The organism is Sporosarcina sp. P25, assembly GCF_002743235.1.
Taxonomy (GTDB): Bacteria; Bacillota; Bacilli; order Bacillales_A; family Planococcaceae; genus Sporosarcina; species Sporosarcina ureae_B.
This window is the reverse complement of the sequence record NZ_PDYV01000008.1, coordinates 50,186-64,222: the sequence shown is the minus strand read 5'-3', so window position 1 is coordinate 64,222 and position 14,037 is coordinate 50,186. Positions and strand designations below refer to the sequence as shown.

Sequence of the window (14,037 nt, the reverse complement as noted above, 5' to 3'; positions counted from 1 at the left end):
TTTTGATATGGTATCATAAGGATAGATGGATTTTACATCAAAAGACAGAAAAACAATTACAGAAAAGCGAGGAACAAAAAATGGCTGAATTGAACACGATATTATTTAGTGCTGCCGACAACTTGCGCAGTAAAATGGACGCATCAGAATACAAAAACTATCTATTAGGCTTAATCTTCTACAAATACTTGTCCGATCGTTTGTTGGTAAAAGTAGTGGAGCTAGCTGATGAATCACTAGAAGAATACGATACAGCAGATAAGCAAACTCAGTTATATAGAAATCTACTGGTAGATGAAGACGTAAAAGATGACTTGATTGAAACACTGGTGGATACATTAGGTTACGACATTGAACCGGACTTCCTGTTCAACGTCCTCACCAATCAAGCGAAACAAAACACATTCCAATTAAACGACTTGAACAAAGCGTTTATCGACTTGTCTACAAAGTACGAACAATTCAATGGTTTATTCGATGACGTAGACTTGACGTCTAAAAAGCTTGGATCAGATCCACAACAACGCAATATTACGATTACAGAAGTGATCAAGAAGCTGAATCCAATCAATCTATTGGGACATGGTGGAGATGTAATTGGGGATGCTTATGAGTTCTTGATCAGTCAGTTCGCTTCCGAAGCGGGCAAGAAAGCAGGAGAATTCTATACACCACACGAAGTATCCGTCATGATGGCACGTATTGCGGCATTTGGACAAGAGGAAAAAAAGTTATTCAGCGTATATGACCCGACAATGGGATCCGGCTCGTTGATGTTGAACGTCCGGAACTATATCAATCATCCCGAAAGCGTCAAATATCATGGACAAGAGTTAAACACGACCACATACAACCTGGCAAAGATGAACTTGATCTTGCATGGCGTAGACAAGGAAGACATGCGTTTAAGCAACGGGGATACGCTGAACAAAGACTGGCCAACAGAAGAACCGTATACGTTTGATTCAGTGTTAATGAATCCACCGTATTCAGCGAAATGGTCAGCAGATGAAACATTCCTGGATGATTCTCGTTTCAATCGATACGGAAGACTCGCACCGAAATCGAAAGCAGACTTTGCGTTTTTGTTACATGGATTGTATCACTTGAAAGATTCAGGAACCATGGCGATCGTTCTTCCACATGGCGTGTTGTTCCGTGGCGCTGCGGAAGGTGTTATTCGTAAGAAGTTATTGGAAGACGGCAATATAGATGCGGTAATTGGTATGCCAGCAAATATGTTTTTTGGAACGAATATCCCAACAACAGTAATTATTTTAAAAAAGAACCGTATTAAACGTGATGTATTATTTATTGATGCGAGTAAAGAGTTTGTAAAAGGTAAGAATCAAAATAAACTTAACAATGAAAATATTAACAAGATTGTTGATGCGTATAACAAAAGAGAAGACATAGAGAATTATGCATATCTTGCGGAGTTTGAAGAAATTGAAGAAAATGAATTCAATTTAAATATACCTAGATATGTTAATACTTTTGAAGAGGAAGAATCGATAGACATGGCGCTAATTGGTTCAACTATCAGCGATATTAGGAAAGAAAAATCAGAACTTAAACATAGTATACATGAGCTGATTTCTACACTTGACTTTGATTTAAAGAATGAAGATTGGATTAAAGGTGCAATAGAGGTGTTTGATGATGAAGAATAATTTATCCCCTGAAATAAGATTTCGAGGCTTTACTGATGAGTGGAAGAATCAGAAATTAGGAGAAGTGTTTGAACAAACTTCGGAATATGTTAATCCTAAAGTAGAAAATTTAGAGCTGTGGAGTCTTACTGTTGAAAAAGGACTAACGCCAAAAACTGCACGCTATAACAGAGAGTTCTTGGTGAAAAAAGAGGATCAGTTTAAAGCTGTTTCAGAAAACGAGTTTATTTATAATCCAATGAATGTGACGCTAGGCGCAGTAGATTTGAATCTAACGGGTAAAAAGGTCGCTGTATCAGGATATTACATCACTATGAAAAGTATTATCAACTACAATAAAGAATACTTTAATATTTGGCTTAAGTCACCTTTAGCGATAAAGAAGTATAAATCTTATGCGACTGGCTCGTTAATTGAAAGACAGAGAGTACAATTTCCAACATTGGCACAAATAAAAGCTTCGATACCATCACTAGAAGAACAAACTAAAATAGGAGAGTTCTTCAAACAATTAGATGACCTTATTGCGCTTCAACAGCAAGAACTAACCATCCTCAAACAAACAAAACAAGGATTCTTGCAAAAAATGTTTCCAAAAGAAGGGGAAGCAGTGCCGGAAGTTCGGTTTCCGGGGTTTACTGAAAGTTGGAAGTATAGCAGAATTGGAGAAATTACCGAATCATATTCTGGTGGAACGCCTAGTGCAAAAAATAAATTATACTATGGTGGAATCATTCCATTTATAAGATCGGGAGAAATTAATGCAAGTAATACTGAATTATTCTTGACAGAAAGTGGATTTAATAATTCTTCAGCTAAAATCGTTGAAAAAGGTGACATATTATATGCATTGTATGGTGCTACTAGTGGAGAAGTTGGTATATCACAAATAAATGGAGCGATTAATCAAGCTATTTTAGCTATTAAGCCAAGGTCAGACAATAATTCGAATTTTATTATGCAATGGCTTAAAAGACAGAAAAGATCAATTATTAGTACTTATTTACAAGGCGGACAAGGAAACCTATCAGGTTCTATAGTAAAAGATTTAATAATTCCAATACCGCAAAATATTGAAGAACAAGTGGTTATCGGTACCTTCTTCAAACAACTAGACAAAGTAATCACCCTACACGAACAAGAACTAGAAGCCCTACAACAAACCAAAAAAGCATTCCTGCAAAAGATGTTTGTCTAAACAGCTAGAAAGGAGGAACAAGCATGACGAAAATTCCTCATAACGATGAAGAAGAAGTAGAACGTCGCCTGATTGAAGTCTTGGGAGAAGGACACAACCAATGGAATTACCGTCCGGATCTCAAGTCGGAAGACGATCTATGGAAGAACTTGCGGCAGAAGATTATCCAGAACAATTTAGCGGAGATCGGTGGAACGCCGTTGACCGATACGGAGTTCGATACGATCAAGACCGAACTCCTGCTAAAAACGAAGACGCCTTTTGAAGCGGCGAAGTGGCTGAAGGGAGAGAACGGCATTGCCCGTATTACGATCGAACGTGAAGATGTTTCGATCGGGGCGATGTCATTGGTTCTGTACTCCAATCAAGATATAGGAGGCGGGATCTCTACATACGAAGTCGTTCATCAGATTGCGAAAGGGAAAACGAGTGTAGAGGACCGGGACCGTCGATTTGATGTCACGTTGTTGATCAATGGATTGCCGATCGTGCAAATTGAATTGAAACAAGCGACTGCGAAAGATGGTGTCTATCAAGCCTATAATCAAATCAAGAAGTATGCAGAAGAAGGACTGTTTCGTAATAATATCTTTTCTACATTGCAGATGTTTGTCATATCGAATGAACAAACGACGCGTTACTTTGCGAATGCCATGCCAAAAGATATGCACAAGAAGTTCGTCTTCAGTTGGCGTACGACAGACAATCGGAAAGTGGACAATCTCTATGAGTTCGTCAAGCAAGTTCTCAATATACCGGACGCTCATCGGTTAATCGCGAACTATACGATCGTTAGTGAAGACCAGGACAATAAAGCGTTGATGGTGCTGCATTCGTATCAAATTCATGCGATTGAGGCGTTGTTCACGTCGGCAATGAAGCATCAATCGGGCTATGTCTGGCACGCGACAGGTTCGGGGAAGACGTTGACGAGCTTTGTATCGACCAAGCTACTAGCGAGAAAAGCGGGCGTCGATCGTACCGTTATGTTGATTGACCGGAAAGACTTGGACAATCAAACGACAAGTGAATTTACGAAATTTGCTTCGGAATATAATACTGGTATTTCATCCGGTACGGCGAAGTCGAATAGTTTAATTGTCGGGACAGGCAGCTCCAAAGAATTGAGTGACACGTTGCTGTCGAGTGCCAATTCCAATACGGTCATTATCACGACGCGTCAAAAGTTGGAAGCGGCTTTGCGCTATGCGGAAAGACAAGAAGAACAGAAAGGGTCGCAACGTTTCAAGAAACTGATGGGCCAACATATCGTATTCATTGTCGATGAATGTCACCGTGCATTAAGTGCTGAGGGAATGGAAGCGATCAAGGAATTCTTCCCTAACTCTACATGGTTCGGCTTCACGGGCACCCCGATCTTTGAAGAGAACAAGAAACAAGCAAAAGGTCGGTTAGCGCGTACAACACGTGACCAGTACGGTGAAGTGCTGCATACGTACACGATTAAAAATGCCCTCGATGATGGAGCAGTGTTGGGCTTCCAAGTCGAACATGAAGACACGATTGAGCCTGTCTCGTTGACTAACTATATCTTTGCCCAATTGCGTGCGAAAGATAAATACGCAGCGCTAAGCGACAATGAAGTGAATGATGAAATCGATAAAATGACCGGAATCGAAAGGGAAACGTATATTGAACCTTCATCTTATGAACAAGACGAGCATATTCAAAAGGTCCTGCATAAGATATTCCGTCCCGATAATGCCTACACGAAATTTGATTTTGAAAACGGGAGACCCCAGAAGTCTGCCATTCTAACAACTAGCTCGATTGCGATGGCGAAGCGATACTATCATGCGATCAAGGACATGACGCGTGATCCGGATTGGCTGACGAAGGAGTTCGCTGGGCATCCGATCCGAACAGGTCGTACCATTGACGATCCTGATTTCCCGCGAGTGGCGATCACGTATTCATTGCAGGAAAATGAAGAGGATTCCAAAGAGAATCAAGACGAGATGAAAGAGATCATCAAGGATTACAACGCGTATTACGGAACTTCTTGGTCGATAGAAGACATTAATCGGTACAATGGCGATATCAACAACCGACTGGCACGCAAGAGAGCTGAATTTAAACAGTTGGGAAAACAGGTCGATTTGGTCATTGTCGTCGACCGACTGTTGACCGGTTTTGATGCGCCTACGGTCCAAACGTTATTTGTAGATCGCAATCTCAGCTATGCGAATTTGATTCAAGCATTTTCCCGTACGAATCGCACCTATCCAGGGAAAAAGAAGGGCTTGATTGTCACATTTAGAAAGCCCGCGACGATGGAATACAATGTGAACGAGGCAACAAAGCTGTACTCGCGAGCACAAGAAGAAACCAACCTGGTGTATCCGTCGTACAAAGACTCGAAGAAACGCTTCAAGAAAGCACATTCGTCCTTCACTGCTTCAGTACCGAATCCTGAAAGTATCGACGAGCATTCACCGATTGCAGAACGCATTGAGTTCGTAAAAGCCTTCCAAGAGTTGAACAATGCCTATGAAGCGCTGGTTACCTACGATGACTACAATGACGATATGGAGAAATCACAAGCACTTCAAGATCAAGTGAAAGTGCTGGTGGAATATGTCGGGATCTACAATACCGTAAAGGGTTCATTGACAGATGAAAGGGAACCGGGAAATCCCGATGACAATCCCGACTTTTCAGGAATCGAGTTCTATGGAGATAACGCGATTAAGTTGTATGACATCGACTCGACCTATATTGACCGCTTACTGGAAACCTACGCAGCGAACAGCCCAGACATCCGGGAAGAAATTGAAAAAGCTCTCCAGAAACTAAATAAGACGGATGTCGTAAAAAATGTCTATATGGATATTCTAAATGCCATTGACGCCAAGGAAGTAGAAGAAGATGAAGACATTTTCGCAGTCAAGCGACGCTATTTCACATCGGCATATGACGAAGCGATAGAAAATCAATCGAATACATGGTTTGTAAAAGAAGATCAACTTCATTTATCGGCCCTTCAATACACCGTTGGATCAGACACCATTCCAAATATCCGGGGCATCCTCGATAGTAAGGAATTTGATAAGTATAAAGCTGAAAATCCAGGCGCAAAGCCGTTGAAGTACGGTCCGGAAATGAAGCGTGATTGGATTCATGTGTTGAATGAGGTTATTGTTCCTTTGGGGGATGAGTTGAGGTAAGTGGTGAATGTATAGATGGGGTGCCCGTGCTAAAAACTAACGTGTATGTGTAAACGATCATAAATTTTTCGTGCGCAGATACTTTTGTTTTAGACAATCAATATAATCGAAAATGAAGCTGTTAACTAGTATACAAAAGTTTTAGGTGAAAATCGTAAAGTCTTCACACTTCAATTCAGTCTAATTGACGGATTCAATTGCCAATCACCTGAATTATGTTTTTTGAAGGAGTCAAAGTCTATGTAATTTTTAATAGTATGTCCGAAAGAGATAGACTTCAAAAAAGCTTCCAATTTATTGAGGAGCTTTTTTTGATTAAAAGTGAGAGGATGAATAGATATAAATAGAAATATAGGGGGATGCTCGGATTGAAAGTTGCAAGAAATTCTATTATTGGTTACTCGTATCAAAAACTAGTGGCCTTTTATATATTAGCTCTGATGGATGTAGAAAGAGAAATTTTAGGGATAGAAATAGAAGCAGATGTTGAACATAAATTTGACGATTTAGTAATCGTTAATAAAGATGGTACTAAAACTTACTGCCAAATGAAAGATTTTAAAGCAATACAGATATCTGACATTACTGTAAGTGAGGGAATAGCAAAAATTAAATCCAGTCCTCACTCAATGGCGGATACTGGAAATATTATCTTTGTTAAGCAAATTGATATTGAGTGTAAATCTGAAATACTAGGCTTACCAAGCTATTTGATTGATAATGTTTATATAATTTCTTTATCTAGAGAAGAAATTAGGGAAAAAGTGGAAAGACTCTATGAAATAGACTTACCGAGGATGACTCTTATCGAATCATTTTTTGAAAAGAGATTTGATGAAAGAGAACTTGTAATAAATCTTCACGATCTACCTGTTTTACAAATCTATTCTAATCAACTAGTAGATCCAACTATTGAGGTCAGGGAATTTCATATTGATAAAGAAAAGGCATTATTTATTGAAGGAAAGCCTGGTATTGGTAAAAGTCACTTAGTTAATAATATAAAGGTAAATGGAGAAAAAATAATCTATAGATTTTGGATATCGAATCAAGATTATGATTATCAAAATAGATTACTCTATGACAATTTTATAAGTGATTTAATAAAAGGAATTTTTGAGAAGCTAGTCAAAAAAGACATTTATGAAATTATTTCCAAATTAAGAATTAACAATATAACCTTAATTCTAGATGGGTTAGATCATGTAGAAAATTACAATCCTTATGAATTGGAAAAGTATATTCAATTTATAAATAGTATGGAGGCTGACGGGGCTAAGGTAATAATACTATCTAGACCATTAAAATATACCGTGAATTGGGAAATCTATAAATTACAAAACTGGAATTTTGATCAAACTTGTCATTTTTTAAATGAGCAGTATCATTTATTTGATTATACAGTGTGTAAAGAAATATATAGAATAACTCAAGGCTATCCGATTTTAGTGAGGTTTACGGCTGATTCATATAAAATAAATAAAACATTACCAGATTTACCCCAATTAGATACTATTAATGAATACTATGATGTCATAACAAAGAAGTACAGTAATAAAGAAACCTTAGGATTGTTCTTATCATCCAATTCATATTTTATGATGTCAGAATTGAAGATTTTATTAGGGCATTTTTCCATTTTTATTAAGCAAATAATAGATGAACATCCATATTTATTTGAAATCAAATTGAATAGAATCTCCTTGCTACATGATAGTTTGAATACTTATTTAAGACTTTCTTTATCTGGAAATACTAATGTCGAACAAATTATAGATGAAATTAAAAATAAGGTTTATGAATCTATTATATCGGGGGAAAAACAATTTATAAGCCGATATTTATATTTTTCTTTTGACGAGAATGAAAAATTAGGTATTATAAGAAAATATGCAGACATTAATTTCTTTGAAAACTGGTTTAAAGGAACAATTGATATTGAAGCGGTTCAGGAGTTCTACACTCAATTGAGATTTACATTGAAAAATATTGTTCCTAACGAATTAACAATAAATAATTATTATGATATTAGTTTAATTATAAATATATTGGCTAGGGATCACATCACTAATTTAAAAGAGTTTTTACATATTTATATTAAATCTTTAATATTTAATGGTTACACTGAAGAAGATATTACAAGTACTGGCTATCTTTTTGGAATGCTATATTTTGTTAAGGAAGGAAACTATGTTTCCCTTGAAATTGTTGAGGCTAATAATCACTATGATACTTCAGATTTTTATTTAAATATTATAGATGAACTTGAGTCAGAAGATCGATATTTTGATGTATTTAAAAATTCATTTGATTTTAATAAAGCACAAATGTTACTACATCAAAGTAGTGAATTACAATTTAAAGATTTAATAGAAAAAATATTTGTAGCACTTTATATTAATGAGATTCCAAAAGAATCGGAATTTGAGTTATGGAGGAACAAAATACACGACTACATTGATCACAAAGAAGATATAACGACATTTGTAAAAAGAGTCTTTAGTGACTACGGTCATCGGGAATTTTTTGCTCTATCAGTAATGCAATCTGTAAAATATCAATTAAAAACATTGGGTTTACTAGAAGAAGAGAATGAATTATTAAACCTTTCATTAGAAGAATTTATCATTCACTTTAAAGAAGAGGATTCATTTCAATTAATAAGCTATATAAAAGACTATTTAAGGTTGAACTTATTTTTGAAAAAATATATAGATGTTAACTCTATATATAGACTGTTTACGAGTTATTATGCGAGGAAAGATTATACAGTTAATAATATTTGGAAGCCTCTAATTGTTTTTCAAAGAAAAGGATATTTGAAAATCAAAAAGAGTGTTGGAATTATTAAAGAGTTCCAATCAAAATCAGAAAAAGGAATAAGGGATATTCTTAATGATTATGTGGATAATTTAAATAATCAAGACTTTAGTTATTTTATTCAAGAAATATATCCTAAGAATGAAGATTTAAATTTGAATATTTTTCAATTAGCACCAGAAAAAATAAATATGCTGAATTCTGAGCTTGTTGAGAGAGAGTTTTTTGAATCATTACGCATTCATAGTTATAGTAAAAGTTTTGAATATTACAAATTGAAGAATCTGTTATATTCTAAGTATTCAAAGGAAGTATTATGTTTATTAGAAAAACATCAATATAAAGTATTGGTGCAAAATGGAACTTTTGATATCGAAGATTTTAAAGAGTATAAAGGGGTTTTTCAAATAACTGGTAAAATAGATTTTGATGAAAAAAATCATGCCGTTAGTAATTATGAAAAAGGTTATTTAACACAACAAGATATACAATTTATAATCAATGAAAATCTATCTCCGATAGAAATAGCAAGTTTACCAGATGGATTTCATGATGCTTTTAGTGAATTAGAATTATATCAACATTTTAATCAGGAAATATTATTAACTAATGTGCATTCTATTTTACACGCTGCAATATGTAGTAAGATTTACAGTATAGGGATGCCTTCGAATTTATTTGAAATGCTAGGAAACGTTCCTATATTTCTTGATGAATTAGATATCGCTAGTGAGAATTTTGACGAGATTTTTTCTAGTTTTTCGAAATTTATAGAAATATCGGGAGTTTAATGCGAAGACTTATACAAATATAAAATGGAATCTACAATCTATATTAAATTAGAAAAATGATGATTACACCCCAAGGTACTTTGCTGATTTATAAAATTTAAACAGAGTTCCCACTAGCGTTGTAAAGATTATAATAAAACCAATTTAATACAAAATAATACTTTTATAAAAACAAAAGGTCTATCACTCTGCTAATTTAAAATTGTTAGATTTTTAACACTATTTTTCCTTGTTCAAATAATATTCCTTACTTTTAGGCATCACGATGGCAAAGTCTTCACCATATTCAATCATGATAGGAATGCATTCTGGAAACTTCTGCCTACCTTTGCTTTTCTTTAAACGACCATTACAAATTCTCAGTAATTGACTGATTGGCTGAAAAATATATAGGCGGACTTTAAGAAGAAAACCCCAAACAGATCTTTGTGGTTGATGTATTAATCGAATGATTTAAATCAATGCAAACGTGATTAAAGTGATAAACATTTGATTCCAAATGCCCTTAGGAGAGTGGCTGAACAGATGATTCACTCTCAAATGCTGCTTGATCCATTTAAAAAACAGCTCGATATACCAACGATTCTTGTACGTTTCTAGTATTTTAGTTTCGCTTAAATCCAATCGATTGGTGAGCAGGTGGAATGTGGTTCCTTCCTCATCTACAAATTCAATGTATTGACAGATTTCTTTTCTTGTTAGGATAGAAACCAAATTATTTCGTTTCACATAGGGATGTGTAGGTTTATAGGCCCTTATGGTCTCCACACGAAATGTTTTCCTTACACGTAAGAGAAATTGAATGTTCCTTTGAAGCTAACCACCTATTTTTGTTTTGTGTGCATATCCCCGATCCATAACATATAAAGCATCCTCATCGATGATATGATTCACGGCATCTGAATCTGCTAAATCCGCTGTATTTAGATTAATCAATCGACGACTAAGTTGTGAGTAGCTTATGGATTTCAGCTCTAGTTCTCTCTGCATTGGTTTTTTCGAACGAAAGCCTTCTTCGATTTCACGAAGGCTTTCCCATTTGCATAAAGTGCTTATGACAAATATTTTGACCAAGTTAAAGTCTGTTAACTTTTTCTCTTCGTAATTCATCAAAGGACACGCTAATCTGTTTTCTGGCAGTAAGGATAGATATTGACGAAAGACTAAGTTGTGGTATGTTATTTTCGTAAGGAGTCTCCTTTCTGTAGATTAAAAGCTAATTAGTCGTCAGTTCTAATTTTACAGGAAAGAGCTCCTTTTTTATTTTTCAAACAACTCTCATCAATTATTTTTACTATTTACCACATATTTTACAGCTATGCAACGCTAGGGGGCACTAAGATAATTAGATAGCTTATATGCAACTACTCCGACTGGACGTGCTATGTTGCGGATGCTTGTCGTCTTTGCCGAATTTGAGCACGATATTATTCAGCAGCGTATAAAAGCTGGATTGGAGGCTGCTCGTAAGCGCGGGCGCATGGGTGGACGACTTGCCATAGATGCCGACACGAAACGACATGTTGTAAAGTTGTTCAGCAGTGGCGAAAGTGCCTCAGATATTACGAAAGAGTTTGGGATTGGACGTAGACGATTTATAAAATTTTGAACAAGGGAGAGAGATGATTAAGGAAAAACATCTCCCTGTGGACTGATAATGTTGCACTCACCGTAAAAATATTGCCGATTTCTAATGAAATTAAGCATACGCAAGCAGACTAGTTTATTTAATAAGAGAATAGGTGAATATACATGATTTCTAGTTTCAAGGATTTTACTATTGGCGTCATTGCTTCTTTATTCGCTTCATTCCTAACTACATATGCTCTTCAATTTATCCAGCTTGGTAAAGAGTTCAAACTAAAAGAATTTTTAACCACAATTGTTAACTATAGATTTTTCATATATTGGGGTTTGTTATTAGTTGTTTTTATTTTAATACGTTGGTTTATTAGAAAAAAGATTGAGCAGTTACAAATGCCCTACCCAATGGTTAATAGTATCGGAGGTAATTATGATTTAGAAGCTGATGTAGAAGGTTATGGATTTAAATGGAGAGTACATGCTTATGTTAGGCGTAAAAACAATGTCTCTAACGAAATTTTAGATATTAACGCAGGGATAATAAATGGACCATATTGTAAAAATGATTACAGAGAAATGAAAGTATACAAGACATACTTTGGAAGATATAAGTATAAGTGCCCCAAATGCGGTTATAAAAGGATTCTTTTAAAAAACGCTTGGACATTAGAGTGCGAAGTTAAAGATGAATTGGAAGCTGAATATAGAAATAATAGAGGTAACAGTTAGTTTGCAAATTTTAGAAACAGATATCTGTGTGAAACAACCGAGAATGTTTAAACAATCATGAAGTTTTCATAGCATTGAAATAGGGTATATTTCTCCAAAATTACGTAAGAACCGATTCTACTTGATGGTTACAGTGCCTTTATAGCATTTAAGTAAAAATTAGTTATATCGCTCTTTCGTAAGTAAATGCGTGCTTTCGCATGAACGATAAATTGTAAATTATTTTATCAGCCTAAACCTTTTTAAAAATAAACTACTTAGCCTTAATTAAAAGTAGGAAATTAAAATGCTAAAGATATAACATCACTCTGTTAATATAGTGAAAAGTAGAGGAATATCACTTTACTTGACGAATATTGTAAGGGGGGTGATGATATGAGTGAAAATAAATTAGTGGCTGCCAAGCTTTTGGGTGAAATTTATCGAATTCAAAAGAGGTTGCCAGACAATGCTTGTTTCGTGGGTAATGATGTTATTTACGGTTTACTAAATGGGGTTGAACGTGTGGTTAATTCCGAACTAGAAGATTTAGGTTTCATTTCTCAAGGAAAAGAAGATGCTGCAATTGAGGTTCTAAACGAGTATTTTACTGATAATAAGATGTTAAGTGAACTTAAGGGTTATTATGATATTGAGGATAAACTTGAAGAATGCGGAATTGATAGAAGTGACGCAATAAGAATATTTACGTTACTCAAAGCCGAAGGTAGATTTGAAAGAGTGATCGAGAAAATGGATTCCTCGCACTCTCCTAGTGAATGTAGAACGTTTGATATTTCACATTGGGATATTTAATAAGTCTGCGTTAAAGGTCGTTCTTAATTGAACGGCTTTTTCTTTGCGGGAAATTACGGAAGTGTTAAAGTATGAATGGAGAATACATCCAGAACGATGCCATAGTGAAAAGATTGTCGGTATGTAAACACCAAAGAAGTTAAATACTTATAAAGGAGCTGATTTGAATGAAATGGCGACATGACTTGCCAGGGAAGACTATGCAGCAACGGGTAATCATTGATAAACAAAATAAGGCATCTCGGGTCGAACCGAACACTAAAGATCCTGTACCTCCAAAAGAAGTAATGCAGTTGTATGATCACGCGTTTGAGGTTCTGGTTCATCGTGAAACCACATCAATAAATGAGAAGTATCGTGCGACTGTTAATTATGAAGGCTACCCAGAGCTGATCTCGATTAAGATGGGCAGCACAAAAGAAGAAGCGGTAGACAATGCAGTTAGAAACTTGTTAGAAGAGAACCCTTTTGATAGTGTCAAAAATCTATGATTCAAAACGAGGTACCTGTGTGATGAGAAAAAAACGTGAATGTTTATACAATCATGAAAGTTTCACGCACAGGTACCATTATTTGACGCAGGGCATCTATAAAAACAGACAGAAATTCTACAATCCAATACGGCAGAATTACGGTCATATTGAAGCGCTCAAAAGCCTTCTTAACTTGTCTAAGAACAACATTTGATTGCGGCATGAAGCTAGGTCATCTTGTATTCTCTTTTATTTCTTAATTTATGGTCACAAATTAGAGGAAGAGTGAAATGAAGAAATCTTTAAGGTGATTAGTTAAAAAAGCTTGTACTATCACCGATACGATTTGATATGTATACGATAGCTAACATATGTACGAGTGTTAAATAGAGGTAATTCATTTTCTTTGCCGAATGTTGTCAGATGGAGGTGAATACTTTGAAAAAAAATACTAGAGAAGAAGATGGCGCAAGACAATTAAAAGCTAACAAAAGAAAAATGCTCAGAAAGATGTTACTTAACGAATTATATGATAATCATTTCGATTCGGAAGGAAAAGCGAAGGAAGTATCTAAAGAAAGTTTAGATTCTGAATGTGCATTGGCGTATGATTATTTAAGAGATCGGGGTTATATTACTCTTGTTTCAAGAGGTGATGGAGTTATCGCTTTGAAAATAACAGCTAGTGGAATTGATTCGGTAGAACGACCCTGATATAAAAATAAGGTACCTGTGTAAAAAACAAAAATAACTGTTTAAACAGTTATGAAATTTACACAGGTACTT

At 35.3% G+C, this 14,037-nt stretch carries 12 protein-coding genes; 10 read left to right on the top strand and 2 right to left on the bottom strand.

The genetic code is table 11. The annotated features are described in order from the left end of the window. Positions 1 to 80 precede the first annotated feature (80 nt). The 4 genes from CSV70_RS08865 to CSV70_RS08850 all read left to right on the top strand — a co-directional run bounded on the left by CSV70_RS08865 (position 81) and on the right by CSV70_RS08850 (position 9,670). Positions 81 to 1,673, top strand: a complete 1,593-nt coding sequence (locus CSV70_RS08865; RefSeq protein WP_099628638.1) for a type I restriction-modification system subunit M — start codon at positions 81 to 83, stop codon at positions 1,671 to 1,673. Next, positions 1,663 to 2,871, top strand: a complete 1,209-nt coding sequence (locus tag CSV70_RS08860; protein ID WP_099628639.1) for a restriction endonuclease subunit S — start codon at positions 1,663 to 1,665, stop codon at positions 2,869 to 2,871. The genes CSV70_RS08865 and CSV70_RS08860 overlap by 11 nt, the downstream gene beginning before the upstream one ends. Positions 2,872 to 2,894: 23 nt before the next feature. Then, a complete protein-coding gene (locus CSV70_RS08855) occupies positions 2,895 to 6,059 on the top strand; it encodes a type I restriction endonuclease subunit R (protein ID WP_099628597.1) in 3,165 nt (1,054 codons plus the stop codon). A 368-nt stretch (positions 6,060 to 6,427) separates the two neighbouring features. Continuing rightward, positions 6,428 to 9,670, top strand: coding sequence for an NACHT domain-containing protein (locus tag CSV70_RS08850; protein ID WP_099628596.1), 3,243 nt, complete (start codon positions 6,428 to 6,430; stop codon positions 9,668 to 9,670). 453 nt (positions 9,671 to 10,123) lie between these two features. Here CSV70_RS08850 and CSV70_RS16915 read toward each other — a convergent pair whose 3' ends face one another. After that, positions 10,124 to 10,474 (bottom strand): transposase, encoded by a 351-nt coding sequence (locus CSV70_RS16915; protein WP_099628595.1) that lies wholly within the window; start codon positions 10,472 to 10,474, stop codon positions 10,124 to 10,126. A gap of 12 nt (positions 10,475 to 10,486) precedes the next feature. Then, the gene (locus tag CSV70_RS08840; RefSeq protein ID WP_099628594.1) at positions 10,487 to 10,780 is read right to left on the bottom strand and encodes a hypothetical protein; all 294 of its coding nucleotides are present in this window, start codon (positions 10,778 to 10,780) and stop codon (positions 10,487 to 10,489) included. Positions 10,781 to 11,054: 274 nt separating this feature from the next. Here CSV70_RS08840 and CSV70_RS08835 point away from each other — a divergent pair, with 274 nt between their 5' ends. The 6 genes from CSV70_RS08835 to CSV70_RS08810 all read left to right on the top strand — a co-directional run bounded on the left by CSV70_RS08835 (position 11,055) and on the right by CSV70_RS08810 (position 13,965). Then, complete coding sequence (locus tag CSV70_RS08835; RefSeq protein ID WP_233191787.1) at positions 11,055 to 11,279, top strand: recombinase family protein; 225 nt, start codon at positions 11,055 to 11,057, stop codon at positions 11,277 to 11,279. Between the two features lie 143 nt (positions 11,280 to 11,422). After that, positions 11,423 to 11,983, top strand: a complete 561-nt coding sequence (locus CSV70_RS08830) for a hypothetical protein (RefSeq protein WP_099628593.1) — start codon at positions 11,423 to 11,425, stop codon at positions 11,981 to 11,983. 375 nt (positions 11,984 to 12,358) lie between these two features. Then, positions 12,359 to 12,778 carry a hypothetical protein gene (locus CSV70_RS08825; RefSeq protein WP_099628592.1) on the top strand — a complete coding sequence of 140 codons (420 nt, stop codon included), beginning with the start codon at positions 12,359 to 12,361 and terminating at the stop codon, positions 12,776 to 12,778. 167 nt (positions 12,779 to 12,945) lie between these two features. Continuing rightward, positions 12,946 to 13,269, top strand: coding sequence for a hypothetical protein (locus CSV70_RS08820; protein WP_099628591.1), 324 nt, complete (start codon positions 12,946 to 12,948; stop codon positions 13,267 to 13,269). Positions 13,270 to 13,291: 22 nt separating this feature from the next. After that, positions 13,292 to 13,465, top strand: coding sequence for an NERD domain-containing protein (locus tag CSV70_RS16910; protein WP_369822352.1), 174 nt, complete (start codon positions 13,292 to 13,294; stop codon positions 13,463 to 13,465). 224 nt (positions 13,466 to 13,689) lie between these two features. Beyond that, entirely contained in the window at positions 13,690 to 13,965 is a 276-nt protein-coding gene (locus tag CSV70_RS08810) for a hypothetical protein (protein ID WP_099628590.1), read from the top strand. Positions 13,966 to 14,037: the final 72 nt, after the last annotated feature.

Excerpts from the sequence above, each read along its gene's own strand:
- CSV70_RS08865 (WP_099628638.1), top strand. The coding sequence starts at position 81 with ATGGCTGAATTGAACACGATATTATTTAGTGCTGCCGACAACTTGCGC.
- CSV70_RS08860 (WP_099628639.1), top strand. The coding sequence starts at position 1,663 with ATGAAGAATAATTTATCCCCTGAAATAAGATTTCGAGGCTTTACTGAT.
- CSV70_RS08855 (WP_099628597.1), top strand. The coding sequence starts at position 2,895 with ATGACGAAAATTCCTCATAACGATGAAGAAGAAGTAGAACGTCGCCTG.
- CSV70_RS08840 (WP_099628594.1), bottom strand. The coding sequence starts at position 10,780 with ATGAATTACGAAGAGAAAAAGTTAACAGACTTTAACTTGGTCAAAATA.
- CSV70_RS08835 (WP_233191787.1), top strand. The coding sequence starts at position 11,055 with ATGTTGCGGATGCTTGTCGTCTTTGCCGAATTTGAGCACGATATTATT.
- CSV70_RS08830 (WP_099628593.1), top strand. The coding sequence starts at position 11,423 with ATGATTTCTAGTTTCAAGGATTTTACTATTGGCGTCATTGCTTCTTTA.
- CSV70_RS08825 (WP_099628592.1), top strand. The coding sequence starts at position 12,359 with ATGAGTGAAAATAAATTAGTGGCTGCCAAGCTTTTGGGTGAAATTTAT.
- CSV70_RS08820 (WP_099628591.1), top strand. The coding sequence starts at position 12,946 with ATGAAATGGCGACATGACTTGCCAGGGAAGACTATGCAGCAACGGGTA.
- CSV70_RS16910 (WP_369822352.1), top strand. The coding sequence starts at position 13,292 with ATGAGAAAAAAACGTGAATGTTTATACAATCATGAAAGTTTCACGCAC.